Annotated in this window: 22 protein-coding genes; 10 read left to right on the forward strand and 12 right to left on the reverse strand. The window is 36.0% G+C overall.

Annotated elements, in window-relative coordinates:
• Nucleotide 1 precedes the first annotated feature (1 nt).
• Genes ISP73_05805 through ISP73_05825 form a run of 5 tightly spaced genes read right to left on the reverse strand, consistent with a single transcriptional unit; the run spans nt 2 to nt 3,258 of the window.
• Entirely contained in the window at nt 2-574 is a 573-nt protein-coding gene (locus tag ISP73_05805; GenBank protein ID MBL6658099.1) for a nicotinate-nucleotide adenylyltransferase, read from the reverse strand.
• Nucleotides 571-1,137, reverse strand: coding sequence for a guanylate kinase (gene gmk, locus ISP73_05810; GenBank protein MBL6658100.1), 567 nt, complete (start codon nt 1,135-1,137; stop codon nt 571-573). The genes ISP73_05805 and gmk overlap by 4 nt, the downstream gene beginning before the upstream one ends.
• A complete protein-coding gene (locus ISP73_05815; protein MBL6658101.1) occupies nt 1,127-1,990 on the reverse strand; it encodes a YicC family protein in 864 nt (287 codons plus the stop codon). Before ISP73_05815 ends, gmk begins: the two co-directional genes overlap by 11 nt.
• Nucleotides 1,991-2,024: 34 nt before the next feature.
• A complete protein-coding gene (locus ISP73_05820; protein ID MBL6658102.1) occupies nt 2,025-2,918 on the reverse strand; it encodes an EamA family transporter in 894 nt (297 codons plus the stop codon).
• The gene (locus tag ISP73_05825) at nt 2,911-3,258 is read right to left on the reverse strand and encodes a hypothetical protein (GenBank protein ID MBL6658103.1); all 348 of its coding nucleotides are present in this window, start codon (nt 3,256-3,258) and stop codon (nt 2,911-2,913) included. The genes ISP73_05820 and ISP73_05825 overlap by 8 nt, the downstream gene beginning before the upstream one ends.
• Nucleotides 3,259-3,374: 116 nt before the next feature.
• On the opposite strand from ISP73_05825, the gene ISP73_05830 reads away from it, so the two are divergent.
• The 6 genes from ISP73_05830 to ISP73_05855 all read left to right on the forward strand — a co-directional run bounded on the left by ISP73_05830 (nt 3,375) and on the right by ISP73_05855 (nt 9,094).
• Nucleotides 3,375-4,838: a hypothetical protein gene (locus ISP73_05830; protein MBL6658104.1), complete on the forward strand. Its 1,464-nt coding sequence runs from the start codon at nt 3,375-3,377 to the stop codon at nt 4,836-4,838.
• Between the two features lie 11 nt (nt 4,839-4,849).
• Nucleotides 4,850-6,283: a hypothetical protein gene (locus tag ISP73_05835; protein ID MBL6658105.1), complete on the forward strand. Its 1,434-nt coding sequence runs from the start codon at nt 4,850-4,852 to the stop codon at nt 6,281-6,283.
• A 115-nt stretch (nt 6,284-6,398) separates the two neighbouring features.
• Nucleotides 6,399-7,544: a cystathionine gamma-synthase gene (locus tag ISP73_05840; protein MBL6658106.1), complete on the forward strand. Its 1,146-nt coding sequence runs from the start codon at nt 6,399-6,401 to the stop codon at nt 7,542-7,544.
• Nucleotides 7,544-8,245 carry an SDR family NAD(P)-dependent oxidoreductase gene (locus ISP73_05845; GenBank protein MBL6658107.1) on the forward strand — a complete coding sequence of 234 codons (702 nt, stop codon included), beginning with the start codon at nt 7,544-7,546 and terminating at the stop codon, nt 8,243-8,245. The genes ISP73_05840 and ISP73_05845 overlap by 1 nt, the downstream gene beginning before the upstream one ends.
• Before the next feature lie 310 nt (nt 8,246-8,555).
• Complete coding sequence (locus tag ISP73_05850; protein MBL6658108.1) at nt 8,556-8,780, forward strand: hypothetical protein; 225 nt, start codon at nt 8,556-8,558, stop codon at nt 8,778-8,780.
• 83 nt (nt 8,781-8,863) lie between these two features.
• Nucleotides 8,864-9,094, forward strand: coding sequence for a hypothetical protein (locus tag ISP73_05855; protein MBL6658109.1), 231 nt, complete (start codon nt 8,864-8,866; stop codon nt 9,092-9,094).
• Here the strand turns inward: ISP73_05855 and polA are convergent.
• Nucleotides 9,091-11,898, reverse strand: coding sequence for a DNA polymerase I (gene polA, locus ISP73_05860; GenBank protein ID MBL6658110.1), 2,808 nt, complete (start codon nt 11,896-11,898; stop codon nt 9,091-9,093). The two genes, ISP73_05855 and polA, sit on opposite strands and share 4 nt — an antisense overlap.
• A gap of 51 nt (nt 11,899-11,949) precedes the next feature.
• Between polA and ISP73_05865 the strand changes: the two genes are divergently transcribed.
• Complete coding sequence (locus ISP73_05865) at nt 11,950-12,249, forward strand: hypothetical protein (GenBank protein MBL6658111.1); 300 nt, start codon at nt 11,950-11,952, stop codon at nt 12,247-12,249.
• On the opposite strand, the gene ISP73_05870 is transcribed toward ISP73_05865, so the two are convergent.
• The 4 genes from ISP73_05870 to ISP73_05885 form a co-directional block, all read right to left on the reverse strand.
• A complete protein-coding gene (locus ISP73_05870; protein MBL6658112.1) occupies nt 12,246-12,986 on the reverse strand; it encodes an acyl-CoA desaturase in 741 nt (246 codons plus the stop codon). The two genes, ISP73_05865 and ISP73_05870, sit on opposite strands and share 4 nt — an antisense overlap.
• 71 nt (nt 12,987-13,057) lie before the next feature.
• Nucleotides 13,058-14,035 carry a M28 family peptidase gene (locus ISP73_05875; GenBank protein MBL6658113.1) on the reverse strand — a complete coding sequence of 326 codons (978 nt, stop codon included), beginning with the start codon at nt 14,033-14,035 and terminating at the stop codon, nt 13,058-13,060.
• A gap of 13 nt (nt 14,036-14,048) precedes the next feature.
• Complete coding sequence (locus ISP73_05880) at nt 14,049-15,515, reverse strand: cysteine--tRNA ligase (GenBank protein ID MBL6658114.1); 1,467 nt, start codon at nt 15,513-15,515, stop codon at nt 14,049-14,051.
• 9 nt (nt 15,516-15,524) lie between these two features.
• The gene (locus ISP73_05885) at nt 15,525-16,478 is read right to left on the reverse strand and encodes an NAD-dependent epimerase/dehydratase family protein (GenBank protein MBL6658115.1); all 954 of its coding nucleotides are present in this window, start codon (nt 16,476-16,478) and stop codon (nt 15,525-15,527) included.
• Nucleotides 16,479-16,588: 110 nt separating this feature from the next.
• Here ISP73_05885 and ISP73_05890 point away from each other — a divergent pair, with 110 nt between their 5' ends.
• Genes ISP73_05890 through hppD form a run of 3 tightly spaced genes read left to right on the forward strand, consistent with a single transcriptional unit; the run spans nt 16,589 to nt 20,019 of the window.
• On the forward strand, nt 16,589-17,641 hold the full coding sequence (locus ISP73_05890) for a rhodanese-related sulfurtransferase (protein MBL6658116.1): 1,053 nt from the start codon (nt 16,589-16,591) through the stop codon (nt 17,639-17,641).
• Nucleotides 17,642-17,676: 35 nt separating this feature from the next.
• Nucleotides 17,677-18,837 (forward strand): homogentisate 1,2-dioxygenase, encoded by a 1,161-nt coding sequence (locus tag ISP73_05895; GenBank protein ID MBL6658117.1) that lies wholly within the window; start codon nt 17,677-17,679, stop codon nt 18,835-18,837.
• A gap of 18 nt (nt 18,838-18,855) precedes the next feature.
• Nucleotides 18,856-20,019, forward strand: coding sequence for a 4-hydroxyphenylpyruvate dioxygenase (hppD, locus tag ISP73_05900; protein ID MBL6658118.1), 1,164 nt, complete (start codon nt 18,856-18,858; stop codon nt 20,017-20,019).
• A gap of 35 nt (nt 20,020-20,054) precedes the next feature.
• On the opposite strand, the gene ISP73_05905 is transcribed toward hppD, so the two are convergent.
• Complete coding sequence (locus ISP73_05905; GenBank protein ID MBL6658119.1) at nt 20,055-21,245, reverse strand: hypothetical protein; 1,191 nt, start codon at nt 21,243-21,245, stop codon at nt 20,055-20,057.
• Nucleotides 21,242-22,507 (reverse strand): discoidin domain-containing protein, encoded by a 1,266-nt coding sequence (locus tag ISP73_05910; GenBank protein ID MBL6658120.1) that lies wholly within the window; start codon nt 22,505-22,507, stop codon nt 21,242-21,244. Before ISP73_05910 ends, ISP73_05905 begins: the two co-directional genes overlap by 4 nt.
• Nucleotides 22,508-22,548: the final 41 nt, after the last annotated feature.

The following is a 22,548-nucleotide window of genomic DNA, read 5'->3' on the forward strand; positions in this document are numbered from 1 at the left end:
ATTATTTATAAAAATTCATTTCGTCGATATACTTATTTATCTTTTGGGGTAAGAAGTAACTGATTTCTTTTTTCTCACGAATACTCTTTCTAATAAATTCAGCAGAGATATCCATTAGAGGAGCCTTGGTCAATTGTACTTTCTCATGCTTTTCCATATCACACGCTTTACAATAAGGTCTTGGGTAGACGTAAATATTGTGGTGCTCTAAAATGGACTCATGGTTTTTCCATTTGTCAAAATGAACAAGATTATCCTGTCCCATAATTAGTGCAAAGTCGATATCAGCATGTGCTTCTCTTAAATAGGTGAGGGTGTCAACGGTGTAAGATGGAATAGGCAAGTTAAACTCAATGTTGGAAGCCTGCATTTTGGGATCGTCTTCAACAGCAATACGGACAATAGTCAGTCGGTGTTGTTGGTCAAGTAAGCTTTCTTTCGTCTTAAATGGATTTTGTGGCGACACTACAAACCATATTTTTTCAAGAGCAGTATGTTCTAGCATGTATTGTGCGATAGCCATATGCCCTATGTGAATGGGGTTAAACGAGCCGAAAAATAAACCTACTTTCATTGTATGAATTCTCTAACAAGGTTTAATGATTCTTGGCAGGAATCTTCTAATGAGTCATTGACAACGGTGATGTCAAATTCGCTTTGATATTCCATTTCTGAGACTGCTTTAGACACTCTTTTATTTAGGCTTTCATCACTTTCAGTCCCTCTACTTCTTAAGCGTTCCTCTAAGGTTTCTAGAGATGGAGGGGCAACAAAAATCGCTAATCCATTTTCTTTGAAATGATTTTTTAAAGCGATAGCTCCTTTTACATCAACATCAAAGATGATAACTTTTCCTTCTGCCCAAAGCCGTTCAACTTCTTCTATTAGAGTGCCATAAAACATATTGGAATAGACTTCCTCCCACTCTAAAAAGAGATTCTGATTTATACGGTTTTTAAATTCTTCTACAGATAAAAAGTAGTAGTCTCTACCATCCTTTTCATTTTCTCTTGGAGATCTACTACAAGCAGAAATGGAAAAAGAAAGCTCAGGCATTTGTTCAAGTAGATGCTTGACAATAGTGGTTTTACCTGCACCAGAAGGTGCTGAAAAGATGACAGCTTTTTTATAAGACATTGAGAATTTGTTCTTTAATCTTTTCTAATTCGTCTTTCATTTTAACAACTTCTTGTTGCATAGTTGCGTCGTTTGACTTTGAACCAATGGTATTAATTTCTCTGCCAATTTCCTGACAAATAAATCCAAGTTTTTTACCTTGTGAACTCGTACTTTGCATTACCTCTATGAAGTAATTGAGGTGAAGATTTAAACGCGTAATTTCTTCAGTTATATCTAGTTTTTCGATATAATAGATGAGCTCTTGCTCAAATCTATTTTCATCAACAGATATTTTTAGCTCGTCTATCTTTTCACGAATATTCCCTTTTATTTTTTCTATTCTACTTTTTTCGTAGGCTTCTATTTGATTGAGAGATGATCGGATATTTTCAATACGCAATTCAAAGTCTTCACCTAAAATGCGTCCTTCGTCGGCTCTGTAGTTTGTGATAGCGTCAATGGCTTGTGCAAGTAATGACTCTATTTGTTTCCATTCTAAGTCGTCTATTTCTTCTTTTTTACTTTTTAGAACATCTGGTAAACGCATTATACTACTCATAATGTCGTCGGTGTTGTCAAGCTCATTGGCGATGCTTTTTAAGTCAGAATAATAGGCTTTGACGACTTCAGTATTGATAGTGGCAGATAGTTCAGAGTGCGTTTGTTCAACAAAAAGAGCAACATCGATTTTACCTCTATTTAGTGCTTGTCCTACGGATTTACGAATACTCAATTCCTTTTCTCTGTAAGAAGAAGGCATACGCACACTCATATCGATTTGTTTGCTATTGAGCGATTTAATTTCAATAGTCAGTTTTTTGTTCAGCGTATTGATTTCGGCTTTTCCAAAGCCTGTCATAGATAGGATCATATTCTGCTTATTTGATGACAAAGGTAATAAATTGCTATTCTTGAAGAGCTTTTGGCTTATGACTTACTAAATACACTCCAAAACAAATTAATAATGCCGATACTATTTTAACAAAATCGAGCTCATCGCTACTAGCAATAACGGCTACAATACTTGCTAAAACAGGCTGAAAATAAATATAGGTGCTTACGGTAGAGGGGTTGAGAGTCTTTAATCCATAAATATTGAACAGGTAAGCCAAAAAGGTGGTGCAAATCACTACAAAACCCACTTCCCACATTATTACTGTTGGCATATTCTGCCAATCTATTGACTGAAATTCTGACCATCCAAAGGGGCTTACAAACAATAGTCCAAACAAAAACACCCAACTAATAACCGTAATAGGCTTGTATTTTTTCATCAAGGACTTTACCAAAACAAGATAAATAGCATATGAGGTAGCATTTATAAATACTAGGGCATTACCATAAAAATGCTCTTGACTTAGGGTAATATTACCACCGTTGGTAATAAGCGTTAATGCTCCAATAGCTCCTACTCCTATACCTAGCCATTTGCGTTTACTAAGGCTTTCTGTGGACATAAAACCTGCGAAAACCAACACCAATATGGGGTTGACAACCATTATTACTGCGGCATTGATAGGGGTAGTCAAATTAAGTCCTTCAAAAAATAACATTTGATTGATTGCAACACCAAAGAGAGCACAAAGGGCTAAAAGTGGAATATCTTTCTTGGCGACTTTTTCATAAAAAAAGAATTTGTAACACAACCAAAATAGCACAACAGCACCACTTACCCTTATAAAAATGAAGCCGAGAGGTTCTATATAAGTTGGCATCACATCTTTAGCAACAGTATAATTGATGCCGTAAATAAGATTGGCGCCAAATAAGGCTAAGTGAGCGAATAAATTTTTATTCATTAAGGCATTTTTTTAATGCTTCAATAGTCTTCTTACTGTTGCCTATAAAAATAGAATTATTGATAATAAAAACAGGACGTTTTAAAAAGGTGTCTTCTTCTAAAATTAGACGTTTGTAATCGTTTTCAGATAGGGATTTTTCTTTCAGTCCCATGCTTTTGTACTTCATAGCCCGTCTGCTGAACAGAGATTCATAAGAGCCAGATAGATTTGCCATTTCATCAATTTGATGTTCAGTGATTTTTTCTTCTCTAATGTTTTGGCTTTCTCCTTGCCAATGGACATCTTCTAATATTCGTTGACACGTACCGCATTTAGCGAGGTGGTATGCTTTTTTCATGTGTCAAAAATACAAAACTAAAAGACTTTCTTGAACGTATAAGATATTTTGTATGACAGTTTTGAGAAAAACAAAAAAAAGTAAAACTTTGTTGAAACCTTTTAAAATTATAAGTCATGAAAAAAATTATTTTGCTTACAGCTGTGCTAATTACTTTTAGTGTATCGGCACAACCCCCAAACAATTACAATACCATTACTGATGTTACTTTTACAGATGTAGATGGTCAAACCCATAACCTTTATAATTTGCTTGGCCAAGGCTATCGTGTAATTTTAGATTTTGGATTCATTGGCTGTGGTCCTTGTTCTGATTGGTCGCAACATATTGGCCCTGAACTTTGGGATGAACATGGTCCAGACGGAGACAATACCCTACGGATATTTTATTTTGAAACAGGGGGACTTTATACTGATGATGAGGTAGAAAGCTATTATACGGGTTTAGGTGTTGAATATTCTATTACTAATCTTGATTTTACAGATACAGTTGAAAGTCAGTATCAAGCCTTTTTTGATGCTGGAATTTTAGATGGTGGATATCCCGTGCATATATATGTATGTCAAGATACTACCTACCGAGTGGATATTGGTTTTGCGTATCCACAATCATTATATATTGCTGAGCATATTCTTGATAACAGTTGTAATGGTCAAGATGTACATTATAAAGATGTAGCGATGGTTGGTTTAGCACAACCTTTTTCTTATTGTAGTCAAAGTAGCGGACCAATTAGTTTTATTCCAAGGCTAAGAGTATATCATAATGGGGGGATTGAGTATACTACTGCACCGTCACCGAACCCGCCGCCACAATCAGAGTTTTCCATAAATGATACTTTTTTGGTTAAAACGTATATCAATAATACCTATTTGAGAACGGATACTTTAGACCCTAACGATTGGGGTGATTTTGTAGACTTTTCTGATACTGCGGACGGTGATGATAACATAGGACAAGGTGTTGATTGGAGTTTTTTCTTACCCAGTTTAGAGGCGCAAGCTAATGACAGTGTTAAGTTCGAATTGTTGTATCCTGAAGATTCTTATATGCTGAACAACACTTATTCTTTTAAGGTAGAGCAAGAAGAGACAAAAACAGCATCAAGCAATCAATTTAGATTAGTTCTTGAGAACCCTTACATGTTTGTTTACCTTTACGCTGAAGGAGAGGTAGGAGGAGAGGATGGTCCTAGTCAAGAGATTAACATCCAAAATGGCTATGACACTTTAATCACTATCAATAATGGTCAGTGCTATGCCATGTCTGTAGTCGGTGTTCAAGCAGGTAATGCTTCTCTGATTCAATTCGATAATAACGATACTATATTTCATCGCCCGATAGGTGGGGCTTACTTTGAATCCAAGCTCTATTATTTCAATGTAGACTCCACAGCAACTGCTGTTGATGAGTATTTTAATACTAATACAGAAATATCACATATCCAATATTTTGATTTAATGGGTCGATTACAAGATGTTAAAAGCTACGACTTACTAGCTCAAGGTGTTTACTTGAGGGTCATTTATTATACTGATGGGACATTTATTTCCGAGAAAATTTCTAAAATAATTAACTAAATCACATAATCATGAGAAAAATTAATCCAAATTTAAAGGTATCTTTGGTACTCCTATTTACAATAATGTTCTTTAAAGGTGCTTATGCTCAATTTCAGAGTCAAGCTGACGCCCCTGATGCTATATTAACAGATTTAGATGGAAATACTTCTAGCGTCCATTCACTTTGTGAGCAAGGCTTCATCGTTATTTTAATGATTGGAGAGGAAGCGGCTTGTTGGCAAACAGAATCAGTTGTTGGAGCTATGAATCCGGTATGGAATCTTCATGGCCCTGATGGTGACAATAAAGTTAGAATGTTTTTTGTTGACAATAAACCTATAGCAGATACTCCACAAGAATTACAAATATTAGAAAATTTTCCAATTCAACCCGGACCTCTTGTTACGGATTCAATAGTTGAGATATATACTCAACAAGAAGGAATAAATTTCCCAGTAGTAAACTATGATGGAGATATTCCGGGTTATGAATTTGATTTAGGACCTGCTTACTTCATGATTTGCCCAGACAAAACATATCATTATTTTGCTGGATTTGGCGAATTTGCAACTTACGCTTCAGTTATAGCTCATATTTCTGAATGTTCAGGAGCAGATATGAGTAGCGACGTTTCATTGGGAGGCTTTAAATATCAACCTCAATTTTGTGTGATAGGAGATAGTGTTAAGTTAAAACCTGTACTTTATTCAACTCTCTCAACAGCTTTTAATACTACAGATACAATGATTACTCAAAATTATGACATTGATATTTATAAAAACGGGCAGTTTGTGGAAACTCAGAACATTAATCCATATAGTGATAATGATATAACAATAGTAGATTTTGCTTATCTAGATGAGATACTAGTAGAAGCAGGCGACAGTTTACGATTTGTGCTGCAATACCCTGGCGACTCTTACTCAGGAAATAATACACAAACCTTTATTGTTCCATATGATTTAGAACAGACTCCAACGGCAACAACTTCTGAACTTCTACTAAGTATGGTTACTCCCTCAGATGCTATTGGAGCACCCTCATTTTCAATATGTACATACACTGGAGAGGGTTTGTTTTCTTATCAAGAAAATTATGGAACATATGAGTTGGAGTTGGACAATGGGATTTGTTATGAAATACAGTTCTCAAATCAACAGGATTACGCCCCTGTTTTAAAGGACTTAAACAATAACATAATTATTAGTTTAGAGGAGTTTGCCTTTTTCCCTAATGGAGAAACACCATTTCTTTACTTTAATGTAAATAACAAACAAGAAACAGGAATAAATACTTTAGATTTTCCTCTAGAGTCGAAACACGAGATTATCTATTACAATCTTGAAGGTAAAAAAATAAATATCAATGAATTATCAAAGCTACCCAAGGGCAGTGTATATATTAGAAAATCACGGTCAAGTAATGGGACTTACTCAATAAAAAAGAATGTAAGTTTAAAGTAATTTTAGGTATTGTGACTTTGAAGCAAGGGTGTAGATATAATTTTGCCCCTTGCTTTTTTGTATAATTTCAATTCAAAAGATTAATTTTGTTTCTTACGTTTAATCCCACCTTAGAATGAAATTTAACACCAAAGTTATACATGCTGGCTTAGAGCCTGACCAAAGTACAGGAGCCATAATGACTCCAATATATCAAACCTCAACTTACGTTCAGCTAAGTCCTGGAGATCATAAAGGGTTTGAATATTCAAGAACAGCGAACCCTACTCGTGCTGCTTTGGAATCTAATTTAGCCGCCCTAGAAAATGCCAAATATGGCTTGTGTTTTAGTAGTGGTTTGGCAGCTATTGATGCCGTTATTAAGCTGTTGAGCCCTGGCGATGAAGTTGTTTCTACCAACGATTTATATGGAGGAACTTATCGTATTTTCACAAAAGTATTTGAAAATTACGGAATTAAATTTCATTTTATTGGCATGAAAAATGCTGATAGAATTGCCGATCATATAAATGAGAATACCAAACTCATTTGGGTAGAAACACCTACCAATCCTATGTTAAATATCATTGATATTGAGGCGGTAGCTAAAGTGGCTAAAAAACACAATCTAATTTTGGGTGTTGATAATACTTTTGCTTCACCTTATTTGCAAAATCCTATCGACTTAGGGGCAGATATTGTTATGCATTCCGTTACCAAATATTTAGGTGGACACTCTGATGTAGTCATGGGAGCTTTAATGCTGAATGATGATGCGCTTGCTGAGAAGTTATATTTTTTACAAAACAGTTGTGGTGCTGTACCTGGCCCTATGGACTCATTCCTAGTTCTTAGAGGCATTAAAACCCTTCATCTTAGAATTCAACGCCACTGTGAAAATGGTAAAGCCATTGCCGAGTTTTTACAATCACACCCCAAAGTAGACAATGTGTATTGGCCAGGTTTTGAAAGTCATCCCAATCATGATGTTGCCAAACGTCAGATGAAAGATTTTGGAGGAATGCTTTCTTTCTCATTAGTTGCTAACAGAATAGAAGATGCTTTTAAAGTAGTTTCTTCTACGCATTATTTTACATTAGCAGAATCGCTTGGAGGTGTAGAGTCCTTATGTGGACACCCAGCAAGCATGACTCATGCTGCAATCCCTAAAGAAGAACGAGAAAAGACAGGGGTTGTAGATTCACTTATTCGATTAAGTGTAGGAGTCGAAGATATTGACGACTTGATAACAGATTTAGATAACGCATTGAATACACTATAATGAACGTATACTATATTACAGGAGCAAGCAGCGGAATAGGAGAAGCTATAGCAGAACTACTTTTAGAAGACAGTAATAATATGGTTATTGGCATTGCCCGTTCAAGGACGATTCAGCACGATAGATATAAACATCATTTTATAGACTTATCGACAAATTGGTTCGAAACAATTTTTAAGAAACCAACCTTTAATGCCGAAAAAATCATCTTAATTAATAATGCTGGCTCAATAGGGCCTATAAAACCCTTGCACGAGCATAGCGAAGATGAGATAAAAGATAACTACTTCCTAAATATCGTTGCCCCAACAATCTTATGTAAACAATTCATTACGTCATTTTCAGATTCAAAATCAAAATGTATTGTTTTAAATATCAGTTCTGGAGCTGGCAAACACCCGATTCATTCATGGAGCACCTATTGCTCTTCAAAGTCTGCTTTAGATATGCTATCCCAGACCGCAGATTTAGAATCGCCTAATGTTAAATTCTATTCTATTGCTCCAGGAATTGTCGATACGCCTATGCAAGATGAGATTAGAGACGCTGACGAAAAGCATTTCCCTGAACTTAATCGATTTATAGACTATAAAAACGATGGTGAACTAAGTTCTCCTCTAGAAGTTGCCCAGAAATACGTCGATTTTTTAAACAATAGCACAAAATTTAAGGAAGTGCTGTATTCGGTAAGAGACCTATAAACTTTCATTTTATCCTTATTTTTCGTGATATGCCCCTGTTTCAGGGCGTAAATACTTGTTAATCAGATGATTGTAATACGCATTTATAATAAACAAGTCTATGTTGATAACGAAAACAACACCCTTTCATTAAATTATAACAACAAACATTCAAATATTTGAAAATCAGTTGTTTGTGAGTAAAATACCTTAAAAAAAGCGTGTTTTTTTCACCATTACACCCTTTGCTTTTGAATTGCAGAAAAAATTTGAAAGTTGAAGACCAACCCCATATGTTTGTTTCAATTATTAACCAATTTAATATTTAACAATGGATAAAGTATTTAAATACTTCGGTGATTTTTTTACAGGTTTAACAGCTTTAGTTTTAACCCTTTTAGGGTTAGGCGTTGCTGTTGAAATTCTATTCGGTTCAGGAGCAATGTTTGGTGTTACTGTTATTGAGAATGTAACAAATGTACTTGGCTCTTTAGCTGGTTCAGGATTTGCTGGATTTTTAGCAATTTTGATATTATTCTCTTTAATTAAGAAATAATTCAACTTAGATAGTTAAAAAAAGCTCGTCTAATGGCGGGCTTTTTTTAAATTTAATATTATCTTCAATCAAAATTCGTAAATATGAAAGATTTACTAGAAAAAATACAATCGTTAGCGTCTGAGCTTACATCTTTTGCTGTAGTTATACTATGCCTCGGGATTACAGTTCAACTTATTGTAGGCGAGCCACTATTTGGGTGGAACGTTGTGGGTAATATTGCAAAAGCTATTGGCTCTATGGGTCAAAGCAGTTTTATCGGTGTAGCTGCCTTACTTGTACTCTACTCGATATATAAAAACAAGAAATCTTAATGAGCTTCTAGCCAATTTTCTCCCATTCCTATTTCTACATCTAATGGAACACTAATTGCTAGTGCGTACTCCATTTTCTCTTTAATAAGAACATTTAAGGACTCAAGTTCTGTCTTATGAATATCAAATACCAGTTCATCATGAACTTGTAATAGCATTTTGGATTTGTAATTACCTTCTTTCAGCATATTACTAACACCTATCATAGCCAGTTTAATGATATCCGCCGCAGAGCCCTGTATAGGTGCATTAATGGCATTTCGTTCAGCATAGCCTCTTACTACAGCATTTCTAGAGTTAATATCATTAAGTTTTCTTTTACGTCCTAAAATAGTTTCGACATAGCCGTTTTCTCTAGCTTTTTCAATACTCATATCCATATATTCCTTTACCTTGGGGTATTGAGCAAAGTAATTGTCAATGATATCCTTTGCCTCGCCCCGTTTGATGCCTAAGCGTTGAGATAATCCAAAGGCTGATATTCCATAAATGATTCCAAAGTTGACCATTTTAGCGTGCGAACGCTGCTCTCGGCTGACCTCCTCCAAATCGATTTGATACACTTTAGCGGCTGTTGCAGTATGAATATCTTCTCCATTTTGAAAAGCCGATAACATCCCTTCATCTTGTGAGAGGTGTGCCATAAGTCGCAATTCTATCTGGGAGTAATCGGCAGCAACAAGGATATAATCATCATTTCTAGGCACAAAAGTTTTTCTTACTTCTCTTCCTTTTTCGCTACGTATTGGAATATTCTGAAGATTAGGATTTACAGAACTTAATCGTCCAGTTGCCGCCACCGCTTGTTGGTAGGTAGTATGAATTCTGTGAGTAGTTTCGTTAGCTAATTCAGGCAAGGTATCTACATAGGTAGATTTAAGTTTTTGTAATTGTCTAAACTCAAGTATCTCGTCAATGATTTCATGTGTACCTTTGAGCTTTAGTAAGGTGTCTTCAGAAGTTGAGTATTGACCAGTTTTTGTCTTTTTTGGTTTGTCCACCAACTTCATATGCTCAAATAAAATCTGACCTAATTGTTTGGGTGAAGCCAGGTTGAAGGGTGTGCCTGCTAGCTTCTGAACATTGTCGTTTAGCTCAATTAGCCTGTCCTCTAATTCTTTTGAAAAATCGGCTAAAGCAGTAGTGTCGATTTTAATTCCTTCCAGTTCCATCTCAGAAAGAACAGGAATTAATGGGTATTCTATGTCATTTAAAATTTTGAGGCTTTCGCTACCTTCAAGGTCTTTTTGGAAAATGGTTTTGAGCTGAAAAGTAATATCGGCGTCTTCACAGGCATAGGGGTATATTTTTTCTAGTGGCGCCTGACGCATACTCAATTGGTTTTTCCCCTTTTTCCCAATGAGTGTTTCTATGCTTATCGGAGAATAGTTTAAATAGTTTTGAGCCAATATGTCCATATTGTGTCTTTGGTCAGGCTCTAAAAGATAATGGGCAAGCATAGTGTCAAAATATGGCAAGCTGACATGAATACCATATTTTGCCATTACTTTATAATCGTATTTTAAATTTTGAGCAACTTTTTCTATTACAGGATGTTCAAAAAAGCCTTTGAATTCTTGTGCTATTTCACTTTCCTTTCCTTCAGGAACATGCACGTAATAGGCTTTATTCTTTTCGTAACAAAAGGATAAGCCAATAAGATCGGCAGTGAGGGGGTTGAGACCGGTTGTTTCAGTATCAAAACAAACGGATTTTTGCAGCAGCAGCTGTTTTAATAATTGCTGTCTTTCTTCAGCAGAATTTACCAATATATAATCTGTTTTTATGTCTTCGAGGGTCTGAAAAGAGGGTGTAGGCGGGGCATCGTCTATCGCCATAGAAAACAAATCCATTTGAGCAGAAGGTGCTTTTTCTACTTTTTGACTTGTCGGTTCTTGTTCGTCAGTATTACTTTCTGTCACATCACTTTGCTTGAGCAAACGTTTTGCTAAGTTTCTGAACTCTAATTCTTCAAATAATGCTTGTACTTTTTCGGTATCAAACTTTTTAACCTCAAGAGCCTTTTCATCAATATCCACAGGAGCATCTAATAAAATTGTAGCAAGCTTTTTGGATAAAATTCCTTTCTCTTTATTGGCTTGAATTTTTTCACCCAAATTACCCTTGAGTTCGTGGGCATTGTCCAAAAGAGTTTCCATATTGCCATATTCGGCAAGTAGCTTTTTTGCTGTTTTTTCGCCCACACCAGGAAGTCCTGGAATATTATCAACGGCATCGCCCATCATGCCTAGAAAGTCGATGACTTGCGTAACCTCTTTAATCTCGAATTTATTGAGCACTTCCTGAACGCCCCATGTTTCGGTTGGCTTCCATTTATTTCCAGGCCTGTAAAGCAATATGTTTTCTGAAACGAGTTGGGCAAAATCTTTGTCAGGCGTCATCATGTAGGTAACAAAGCCCTCTTTTTCGGCTTTTTTTGCCAATGTGCCAATCACATCATCTGCCTCGTACCCATCAGCAAATAGTTTAGAAATATTAAAGGCATCAAGCAGTTGGTCGATATAGGGTAGAGCAACAGAAATACCTTCTGGCATAGCCTCTCTATTAGCTTTGTATTCTGAATATTCAATGTGTCGAACGGTTGCTTTTGGGGTGTCAAAAACGACTGCAATATGTGTCGGATTTTCTTTTTTCAGTACTTCCACCAAACTATTTACAAAACCTAGTACGGCAGAAGTCTCTACGCCTTTAGAATTGATTCGTGGATTTTTGCTAAAGGCAAAATACGAACGGTAAATAAGTGCAAAAGCATCTATCAAAAATAGTTTTTTAACTGGTTTCATCGAAATATTCCTTTTTCTGCAAGATACAAGATTATGTGTATTTTTGTAGGTATGAAACGTCTAATCTTAGCAGTCTTTTTATCTATTTATGTAATGGCCTGTGCGCAAGAACCTATGCTTACTATGGAAGGGTGGTGGACCATGTCTGACGGTCAACATTATTTTGAAGACAGGGAAATTATGCCAGTAAAGTTTGTTGGCGAAGACCTTTGGGGCATGGAAGAATATTATTCTGACTTAGTGCCTGAAATGGGTCTGCCAGTACAAAGCATTATTACAGCTAGGATGAATGGTGATGTCCTTGAAATTTACACCCTAGAAATAGCTCCTGAGGGCTGTGAAGAATACTAGTGCTTTAAGGCTATCGGATTAATCTTTATTAGCCCTACAAAATCCATAACTCTCATGATGGGATAAATCGGGTCAATCTCATACCATTTTCTGGCAAAGTTTGCCATTCCACCTTCAGCGTGATGATTGTTGTGGTAGCCTTCGCCAAGCATAAAAATATCAAATGGCATAAGGTTTTTTGATGTATCATCTACCTCATAATTAGTATAACCGAACTTATGAGCAAACCAGTTAACAATAGTTCCGTGAACAGGTCCCATAAGTATGTGCATTGGAATGAATAGGTACATCCACCAAGCAGTAGCAAAAGTGTAGTAAAACCAAATGTAGAATAATGACCAAAGTATTTTTACTAAAAGTGAGCCTGCCATTTTATCAAACCATTTCCAGTCAGGTAAATTTTTAGTAATAGCTTCTTTAACCTTTATCGCACCATTTTGAATGCCAGCGAATTTATGGTAGGTTTTTACCATTAGACTAACAAAGTTTTTAGAGAATAATGGAGAGTGCGGATCTTCTTCTTTGTCGGCGTGTTCGTGGTGTAATCTATGAAGAATACCATATACTTTTGGGCTCATATACGAAGAGCCTTGTGCTACAAATGAAAAGACAAAAAAGAACTTTTCAACCCACTTGGGCATGGTAAACATTTGATGGGCTGAGTACCTATGGTGAAAGAAGGATTGTGCGAATAACGATAAGTACCAATGTGCGACGATAAAGATGAAAATTTCCATTTAAAAGAGTGTTAACTTAATGCTACAAAGGTCGTTAATATTTGCCAATCATTGTATATGACTAGAAATTTTTATTCATTATAAATAACGGAAGTAACAGTTTGACCTACAGCCTTTAAGGTGTTTTTGTCGATATTATTCATATCGTCGTTATGAGTATGCCAATGCTTATTAAAGCCGCTTTTAGTATTCATGTCGAATTCAATTATATCTATAGTGGGGATATTGGCCACTGTATTTAGATACAGATGGTCGTCAATAATTTGCGGAGTCATTTGATACGCAAAGTACTCGCCATGTCCTAAATTATGAGCTGTTTTCCAAACTTTTTTGAGTATGCGTTGAGCGTAATTTCTAGAAAGTCCTTCGTGAGTAAAGCGTGCGCCTTTAGCACCAACCATATCTAATAATATTCCATATTGAGCATAATAATTTGGCACGTGTGGGTTTTCACTCCAATACTTTGAGCCTATACACCAACTTGTTGCAGAATTAGGAGAACTGCTATTGGGGTCACCATAATCTTCAGCATCAAATAGAATAATATCAATACCCATTCGGCTTTCTTCTTGTGCTAACAAACGGGCAATTTCAATAAGCACTCCAACACCACTACCGCCATCATTTGCACCTAAAATAGGCTCGTTTTGTCGGTCATCATCATGGTCGGCAACATGCCTAGTATCCCAATGTGCGCAGAGTAAAATTCGGTTATTTTTTTCAGGACTAAATGAGGCGATGATATTTCTTAGCTTATGAGTTTTGCCGTCGTATGTTGTAATTCTGCTATTCTGCTCCTGTACGTATGGCGTGTAGCTAGATAACTTTTGAACCAAATAATCCCCGCATTGTTGCCAACCTTCGCTACTTAAATAGCGAGGTCCAAAATCCACTTGTTCTTGAATGTATTGGTAAGCACTGTCTGCGTTAAAGGCAGGTACTTCAACTGTATTCTTAGTTTCTTTTTTAACGGATTGACTTGGTTTTTTTTCTTCCTGACAGGAAAACAAAATGCACACACATAAAGAAATAAGGGTAAAATTACGCATAGTTAATAGTAGCTTATTCTTTGATTTCCCAGAAACTGCCTTCGCTTCCATCTCGGACTTCAATATTTAGTTTTTTTAGTTCATCTCGAATAAAATCGGCAGTTGTCCAGTCTTTATTGGATTTTGCTGCACTTCGTATTTGTAAGACGATATCCATAATGTCGTTGCTCAAATTGGTATTAGATTCCTCTTCCTCTTTCAGTGCCAAAATGTTTGCAACGAAAGTGTCAAAAATTTCAGTTAGAATTTTAATATTTTCTTTAGTAAGCTCTTCTGTTCCTGCTTTAGCACAGTTAATTATTCGCACCGCTTCAAAAAGGTGTGCAATAAGAATTGGTGTGTTGAAGTCATCATTCATTGCAGCATAGCAATCCTTTCTTAAGGTTGCGACATCTACGGTAGAATTATTACTTTCTTTGAGTTGGCTAATGGTCTTTTGGGCATTTAACAATTTAGCCAAACCTTTTTCCGCAGCCTGTAAAGCATCATTTGAAAAGTCGAGTGGACTTCTGTAATGGGCTTGTAGTATGAAAAAACGTACCGTCATAGGTTTGTAAGCACGTTCTAATAAATCATGACTACCATTAAAAAACTCTTCAAGATTGATAAAGTTTCCTAGAGATTTACCCATCTTTTGTCCGTTAATAGTAATCATATTGTTATGCATCCAAAATTTAGCTGGGTCACACTTATTACAAGCGTTCGACTGAGCTATTTCAGCTTCATGATGAGGGAACACCAAGTCCATGCCACCACCGTGAATATCAAAGGCATCACCTAAGTACTTATTGCTCATTGCTGAACATTCTAGGTGCCAACCTGGAAAACCTTCTCCCCAAGGAGATGGCCAACGCATAATGTGTTCAGGTGATGCTTTCTTCCAAATGGCAAAATCTACCGAGCTTTTCTTTTCGTCCTGACCGTCAAGAGCACGGGTATTTTCTAGAGTGTCTTCTAAATTTCTTCCAGATAACTTGCCATAAGGAAAGTCTTCATTATACTTATTTACATCTAAATAAACTGAGCCATTGACTTCATAAGCATATCCATTATGGATAATTTTTTTGACCATTTCTATTTGTTCAATGATATGCCCAGTTGCTCTTGGTTCAATTGATGGTGGTAAACAGTTTAATGCTTCTACGGCTTTATGGTATTTGATGGTGTAAAATTGTACCACCTCCATAGGTTCTAATTTTTCTAGACGTGCTTTTTTAGCAATTTTGTCTTCACCGTGGTCAGCATCATCTACAAGGTGTCCAGCATCAGTAATATTTCGCACATAACGCACTTTCAAACCTTTATGTTGAAGGTATCGGAATACAATATCAAATGTAATGGAAGGTCTTGCATGTCCTAAGTGAGGCTCACCATAAACGGTAGGTCCACACACATACATGCCAACATGATTAGGGTGTATAGTTCTGAAAACCTCTTTTTTTCGGCTGAGTGTGTTATAAATGATTAAATCAGAAGACATTCTGTACTGTTATTGGTTCACTAGTGTTTTAATGTTCGTTAACATATCAGTCGTTAACCCTTGCAAATTAAAGGAACTTTTCCAATTCCAATCCGTTTTTGCTTCAGAATCATCAATACTTTTTGGCCAACTGTCTGCTATATCCTGTCGGTAATCGCTTTGGTAGTTTATTTTAAATTCTGAAATATGCTTTTGTATCTCACTAGCCAATTCTTGTGGGCTGAAGCTTAGTCCTGCAACGTTATAAGATGAACGAATTTTTACGTTTTCTGATGGAGCTTCCATAATTTCCATAGTGGCACGTATAGCATCATTCATGTGCATCATAGGCAGGGTAGTTTTTTCACTAAGAAAACAGGTATACTCCCCGTTTTTTAGTGCTTCATGGAAAATATGAACGGCATAATCCGTAGTACCTCCTCCTGGTTCAGATTTCCAACCTATCAAACCAGGATAGCGAATACTTCGCACATCTACGCCAAATTTTTCATGATAATATTCGCACCAACGTTCGCCAGCTAGCTTGCTAATACCATAAACAGTATTTGGCTCCATAATGGTATACTGTGGGGTAAGAACACTTGGGGTAGTTGGCCCAAAAACAGCAATCGAACTTGGCCAATAGACTTTTTTGATGTGTTTTTCTTTGGCTAAATCCAAGACATGAGATAGCGAACGCATGTTTAAACTCCACCCCAATTCAATATTTTTCTCTGCAGTGGCAGATAGTAAAGCGGCTAACAAATAGACTTGATTAACCTTATATTTTTTTACTATATCGAAGAGTCTATTTTGGTCCATTATGTCAAGGACTTCAAAAGGACCGGTTGACAGCTCTTCATTTGCCATAGGACGTATGTCTGTGGCAATTACATTAGCATCGCCATAGATTTTTCTTAGAGTAATTACGAGTTCAGTGCCTATTTGACCAGAGGCTCCGATTATTAAAATAGTGTCTTTCATGCTCTTTCATAATAGCTCACAAATATAACTATTTAATAATCTACTTCTATGACTTAAATCAGTGTTCATTTAGCATTTCTTTGTTTACCTTTGGCGAAAGAAATTTTAAAATGGATCCCAACGCGTATAAGAAAGGTTTAAAAAACAAACTGAGTAAGGAGCAGGCTTTGGAAAAGTTAAATAACGAAACATTTTTCCGAAAAACGGTTTCTCTGTATAGGTATGTTATTTTAGAAAATCCTGAAAAATTTAGAGACAATTTATTTACAGATTGGAGTGAAATTAATTGCTTTGGTCGTATTTATGTAGCCAGAGAAGGAATCAACGCTCAAATGAGTGTGCCAGAACATAACTGGAATTCCTTTATTCAAACGCTCAATAAGTACGATGAGCTTAAAGACGTTCCTTTAAAAATTGCTGTTGAAGATGACGGAAAATCGTTTTTCAAGCTTACCATTAAGGTTAGGGAACAAATAGTAGCAGACGGTCTTCCCTTAGATGAATATGACGTTACTAATGTAGGGACTCATCTAAATGCAAGAGAATGGAATGAAGCTTTGGATCAAGGGGCTATCGTTGTAGATATGCGTAACCATTACGAAAGCGAAATAGGTCATTTTGAAAATGCTATTTGTCCACAGTCTGAAACCTTTAGAGATGAACTGCCTGAAGTAAAAGATATGCTTAAAGGCAATGAAGATAAAAAAGTATTACTGTATTGTACTGGAGGAATTCGTTGCGAAAAGACATCGGCTTATTTAAAGCATCATGGTTTTGAAGATGTGAATCAATTGCATGGTGGTATAATTGATTATGCTCGACAGTTGAATGAAAATAAAGAATTGCCAAATAAGTTTAAAGGCAAAAACTTTGTTTTTGATGAGCGTTTGGCAGAACGTATTGGTGATGAAGTAATTAGTCAATGCCATCAGTGTGGCGCAGCATCAGACACTCATGTGAATTGCAAAAACATAAATTGTAATTTATTATTTATTCAATGTTATGATTGTCAAGAGAAGCACCAAAAATGCTGTTCTCACGACTGTTTAGAAGTGTCTAAATTGCCATTGGAAGAACAAAAGAAACTTAGAAAAGGCGAGGAAAACAAAAAGCGATTTCATAGCCATCGAAAGGTTGATTTATCAAAGGCTTTTGATGATTAAATATTTTTTTAACTTACTAACAAAAATAATAAGGTATGCCATTTTATCACAAATTGGGGAAAATCCCACACAAAAGACACACGGTTTTTTCAAAGCCAGATGGTGGAATGTATTATGAGCAGTTATTCGGCACTGTAGGTTTTGACGGAATGTCTTCTTTACTATACCATACACACCGACCGACCATGGTCAAAGATATTATTGGAGCTAAAGATGTAACTCCAAAAGTAGCAGTAGAAAAAAACCTCAAGTCAATAAGTCTTAAAGGCTTTTCGGTAAAGCCTACGGATGACTATCTGGACAGCAGAGTAGCAGTACTAATTAACAACGATTGTCACATTTCACTAGCCGCTCCAAAGCAATCCATGACGGATTATTTTTATAAAAATGCCGATTGCGATGAAATGGTATTTGTTCACAGAGGAACTGGAACGCTTAGAACTATCGTTGGAAATTTAAAATTTGGACCTGGCGATTACCTTATGATTCCTAGAGGGATGATTTATGCCTTTAAATTTGATGGTGAAGATAACCGTCTATTTATTGTAGAATCTACTAGTCCTATGTATACGCCAAAGCGTTATAGAAATTGGTTTGGTCAATTATTAGAACATTCTCCTTTTTGCGAACGAGACTTTCGTCAGCCAGACGAGCTAGAAACGCACGATGAATTGGGTGACTTTACCATGATGATAAAGAAGGAAGGGATGTTACATGAATACGTTTATGCCTCTCACCCTTTTGACGTGATTGGTTGGGACGGTTATAACTATCCTTATGCATTCTCTATTCACGATTTTGAGCCAATTACAGGAAGAGTACATTTACCTCCCCCAATACACCAAACGTTTGAGGCAGCAGGTTTTGTAGTGTGTTCATTCTGTCCTAGGCTTTATGACTATCACCCTGAGGCTATACCGGCACCTTACAACCATTCTAACATAGACTCTGATGAGGTGCTGTACTATGTGGATGGTGATTTCATGAGTAGAAATAATATTGAACAGGGTCAAATTACGCTTCACCCTGCAGGAATACCACATGGTCCTCACCCTGGAGCTGCCGAGCGAAGTATAGGCGAAAAAGAAACAGAGGAATTAGCTGTTATGGTAGATACCTTTAAACCTTTAAAAGTAACACAGGCAGCAATGGATTTAATCGATGGCGATTACCATAAATCTTGGTTGGATAAATAATATTTAAACTTACTAACTATGTCAGCAGAAATTAAAAATTTAAAAAACCTTCAGAACACCGAATACGGTTTGAAGAAATTATTTGATGAGGCAGAGGATTTTTTGCCCTTATTAGGAACGGATTACGTTGAATTATATGTGGGTAACGCTAAGCAGTCAGCCCATTATTATAAAACAGCATTTGGCTTTCAGTCGGAGGCATACGCTGGTCTTGAAACAGGTGTTAAAGACCGTGTGTCTTATGTGTTAAAGCAAGACAAAATTCGTCTAGCACTCACTACTCCACTTACAGAGGGAGGCCTTATTAATGAGCATATCAACAAACATGGTGATGGTGTAAAAGTAATTGCTCTTTGGGTGGAGGATGCTACCAAAGCATGGGAAGAAACTACCAAAAGGGGTGCTAAATCTTATATGGAGCCTACGGCGGAAGAAGACGACTTCGGAAAAGTAGTGCGTTCAGGGATTTATACCTATGGCGAAACGGTACATATTTTTGTGGAAAGAAAGGCTTATGATGGCCCATTCTTGCCTGGATATAAAAAATGGGAAAGCCATTATAATCCAGCTCCAACAGGTCTAAAATTTATTGACCATATGGTTGGTAATGTGGACTGGGATGAGATGAACACTTGGTGTGAGTTTTATGCTAAAGTAATGGGGTTTGCTCAAATTATTTCCTTCGATGATAACGATATCTCTACCGATTATACAGCCTTAATGTCCAAGGTAATGAGTAATGGCAATGGACGAATTAAGTTTCCTATTAACGAGCCAGCAGAGGGCAAGAAAAAATCTCAAATTGAAGAATATATAGATTTCTACAATGGTCCTGGTGTTCAACACATTGCGGTGGCTACAGACGATATTGTTTCTACTGTTTCAGCAATGCGCGATAGGGGTGTAGAATTCCTTTATGTTCCAGAAAATTACTACGATGATTTATTAGAAAGAGTAGGCGATATTGATGAAGATGTTGAGGTACTTAAAAAACACGGGATATTGATAGATAGAGATGATGAAGGCTATTTACTTCAATTGTTTACTAAACCTGTTGTAGATAGGCCAACGATGTTCTTTGAAATAATACAACGAAAAGGGGCACAGTCCTTTGGTAAAGGAAATTTCAAAGCTCTATTTGAAGCAATCGAAAGAGAGCAAGGGAATAGAGGAACCCTTTAAAATAAAGTCTAATATTAATTTTAAAACGCTTCTTTTTAGAAGCGTTTTTTTTGTTCTTCATCATCAATAAGCCCTTCTAATATTTTAATTCTTTCATTTACTTTAAAAAGGTGTAAATACAACTCCTCTATTTTCTCCAAATTTTTATCGATAGCTTGATTAATAATTATCCCACCTATTTGCTTAACTTCTTTAGCAGAAGGGACACCGGGAAGATGTTTATTTTTTTTGATAAATTCTTTTGTGTCTTTTAAGGATTTAGGTTTGTAATCAGGGTTTTGTTCACTAAAACCGTCGAAATGGTATTCAAAAACGTAATCTGGAGTGTAGGCATTAGCCAAAATATTTCCGCCAACTTGTAACTTTTCTGTCGGAGGATCAATATTAATACCAACCCTTCCATTTTGTTCAAAAGTCAATAAAGGTAAAATATTGATATTTTCTTTAAACTCAATTTCGGACATTATGGCGTATAGAAAATGATTGTTCCATGAAGTAAAACTTATCCTATAATCTTCATAAGCTATAGTATTATTAAAGTTGAACTGTTGTAAAACATTATTACCTGGCCATGTTACATTTGATTGATTATCTAATGTGACCCAGGCAGAATTATTATTTAACCGCCCTTGAAAATGAAAGCCTGTTGCTGCATAACTTAAGAAACGTAAAGTGTATGTGGTAACAATTTTGGGGTCCGAAGGGTTCCCGTTAAACTGAATCCACTGACCATTAGAAATGGATGAATTAGTGTTAATGTCATTATCAACAAAAAAATTACCAGTAACCATATTTATGTTGCTACTCAATTGACTAAATGAGGTTATAATGTCTTCACTACCTTGACTAGATTCACCAACTTGAAAAGCAGCAGACGGACTATTTGTATTTACTCCTATTTTTCCATCACCTTTAATAACCATTCTTTCCGAGTTATTGGTTCTAAAAATAAAATCTTGATTATTTGTGGTTCCTAAAAAGTCAGTAGATTCACATTGATTGCCATTTATTTTCCATGGATTTCCTAAGGGAGACCAGCTAGTGCCATTGTGTAGGTAAATGGTTTTATTAGAATTTACAAACACCAATGAGCCTTCGTTAGGGCTAGTTATAGCTGTCAAGTTGTTTGGGGAATTAACTGATGTCAGTCTTATTATTTGATTTTTACTTGGCTGAGCGACTGTCCATAATGAAATAAATAGTAAAGGAAAAAGTAATTTTTTCATTCTGCATGGGTTTTAATTTTTCGATATTTTTTTTCAAGATAAGACACGTATTCTTCCAACTCAATAAGATGTAAATACAATTCTTCTATTTTCTCCAAGTGTTGCTCAACGGCTTTATTGATAATTATGCCTCCATTATTTTCAACATCTTTTTTAGAAGGTAAATTAGGCAAATGATGATTTTCTCTAATAAATTTATGAATGTTTTCTAGTGAACTGAATGAGTAGTTTGGGTTAGACTGGCTATGGTTGTCAAAATAGTGTTCAAACACATAGTCAGGAGTTTGGAATGCGTTTGCAAGTATATTACCATTGACATGCAAAGCTTCTTGTGGGTTGTAATGGTTTATTCCTACTCTACTATTATTGGAGTTAACAATAAGCTCTGGAATGTCTCCTTTAAATTCTATTTCATCTATTTGATAATTCGCGCTATAATTTGCTCCTAATTGATAAGATTCAAATGAGGAATGAAAATATAAGCGATAGTGTCTGTAGTTGGTGGTGTTGTTTACAGAATGAGACTTTAAAGGGTTGGTTTGCCAATCGTTAGTAGACAATGTATTTATGTTTTCCAAGTTTGTCCAGTTAGTTCCATTATGTGAGCCTTGTAATTGATATTGCTTTGGAGTTCTAGCCCAATTGCTTCCTGCTCTTAGAGTATAGCCTGTTACGGCTCTTGATACGCCTAAGTCTACACTTATCCATAAGTCTGGACTGCTATCGCTACTACTTGTTCTGGAAACAAACCAGTTGGAAGTATTGTTATTATCAAACGCATCTTTAAACGTTGTAGATGTTCCTAGCATAGAAGTAAGGCCATTTAGAGTAACACCATTTTGGCTATTACTATTCATTTTAGGAACAAGATCGACTTCATGTACTCTACTATTAACTTCAAAAAGTTCGATTGGCTCCTTAATATTTACTCCAATATTACCATTGCCTTTTATAACCATTCTTTCGGTGTTATTAGTTTTGAACCTAATGTCTTGCGAATTGGTACTGCCAAAAAAAGAATTGCTACTATTTCCAATTATTTGCCAGTCATCACCAGTAATTTTTTTCCACTGTGATGAACTCCTATAATAAAGGGCATTCTCGCCACTTACATAAATTAAACTTCCTTGGATAGGGTTGCTTATATTATTGACATCTGAAATTGAACTAACAGAGTTAATGTTTAAAAGCTGACTAGCCGTTTGGGCTTTCAATACATGAGTCGAGCAAATAAACACAAATGAAATTAAAATACTTTTCATGGTTAAAAGTTTTATTCAAGTGTAGATAATCGCTTTTCTAA

This window comes from Flavobacteriales bacterium (assembly GCA_016779935.1).
Taxonomy (GTDB): Bacteria; Bacteroidota; Bacteroidia; order Flavobacteriales; family UBA7312.

What these genes read in the sequence shown, in the direction of transcription:
- ISP73_05805 (MBL6658099.1), bottom strand. Translation starts at nt 574, where the DNA reads ATGAAAGTAGGTTTATTTTTCGGCTCGTTTAACCCCATTCACATAGGG.
- gmk (MBL6658100.1), bottom strand. Translation starts at nt 1,137, where the DNA reads ATGTCTTATAAAAAAGCTGTCATCTTTTCAGCACCTTCTGGTGCAGGT.
- ISP73_05815 (MBL6658101.1), bottom strand. Translation starts at nt 1,990, where the DNA reads ATGATCCTATCTATGACAGGCTTTGGAAAAGCCGAAATCAATACGCTG.
- ISP73_05820 (MBL6658102.1), bottom strand. Translation starts at nt 2,918, where the DNA reads ATGAATAAAAATTTATTCGCTCACTTAGCCTTATTTGGCGCCAATCTT.
- ISP73_05825 (MBL6658103.1), bottom strand. Translation starts at nt 3,258, where the DNA reads ATGAAAAAAGCATACCACCTCGCTAAATGCGGTACGTGTCAACGAATA.
- ISP73_05830 (MBL6658104.1), top strand. Translation starts at nt 3,375, where the DNA reads ATGAAAAAAATTATTTTGCTTACAGCTGTGCTAATTACTTTTAGTGTA.
- ISP73_05835 (MBL6658105.1), top strand. Translation starts at nt 4,850, where the DNA reads ATGAGAAAAATTAATCCAAATTTAAAGGTATCTTTGGTACTCCTATTT.
- ISP73_05840 (MBL6658106.1), top strand. Translation starts at nt 6,399, where the DNA reads ATGAAATTTAACACCAAAGTTATACATGCTGGCTTAGAGCCTGACCAA.
- ISP73_05845 (MBL6658107.1), top strand. Translation starts at nt 7,544, where the DNA reads ATGAACGTATACTATATTACAGGAGCAAGCAGCGGAATAGGAGAAGCT.
- ISP73_05850 (MBL6658108.1), top strand. Translation starts at nt 8,556, where the DNA reads ATGGATAAAGTATTTAAATACTTCGGTGATTTTTTTACAGGTTTAACA.
- ISP73_05855 (MBL6658109.1), top strand. Translation starts at nt 8,864, where the DNA reads ATGAAAGATTTACTAGAAAAAATACAATCGTTAGCGTCTGAGCTTACA.
- polA (MBL6658110.1), bottom strand. Translation starts at nt 11,898, where the DNA reads ATGAAACCAGTTAAAAAACTATTTTTGATAGATGCTTTTGCACTTATT.
- ISP73_05865 (MBL6658111.1), top strand. Translation starts at nt 11,950, where the DNA reads ATGAAACGTCTAATCTTAGCAGTCTTTTTATCTATTTATGTAATGGCC.
- ISP73_05870 (MBL6658112.1), bottom strand. Translation starts at nt 12,986, where the DNA reads ATGGAAATTTTCATCTTTATCGTCGCACATTGGTACTTATCGTTATTC.
- ISP73_05875 (MBL6658113.1), bottom strand. Translation starts at nt 14,035, where the DNA reads ATGCGTAATTTTACCCTTATTTCTTTATGTGTGTGCATTTTGTTTTCC.
- ISP73_05880 (MBL6658114.1), bottom strand. Translation starts at nt 15,515, where the DNA reads ATGTCTTCTGATTTAATCATTTATAACACACTCAGCCGAAAAAAAGAG.
- ISP73_05885 (MBL6658115.1), bottom strand. Translation starts at nt 16,478, where the DNA reads ATGAAAGACACTATTTTAATAATCGGAGCCTCTGGTCAAATAGGCACT.
- ISP73_05890 (MBL6658116.1), top strand. Translation starts at nt 16,589, where the DNA reads ATGGATCCCAACGCGTATAAGAAAGGTTTAAAAAACAAACTGAGTAAG.
- ISP73_05895 (MBL6658117.1), top strand. Translation starts at nt 17,677, where the DNA reads ATGCCATTTTATCACAAATTGGGGAAAATCCCACACAAAAGACACACG.
- hppD (MBL6658118.1), top strand. Translation starts at nt 18,856, where the DNA reads ATGTCAGCAGAAATTAAAAATTTAAAAAACCTTCAGAACACCGAATAC.
- ISP73_05905 (MBL6658119.1), bottom strand. Translation starts at nt 21,245, where the DNA reads ATGAAAAAATTACTTTTTCCTTTACTATTTATTTCATTATGGACAGTC.
- ISP73_05910 (MBL6658120.1), bottom strand. Translation starts at nt 22,507, where the DNA reads ATGAAAAGTATTTTAATTTCATTTGTGTTTATTTGCTCGACTCATGTA.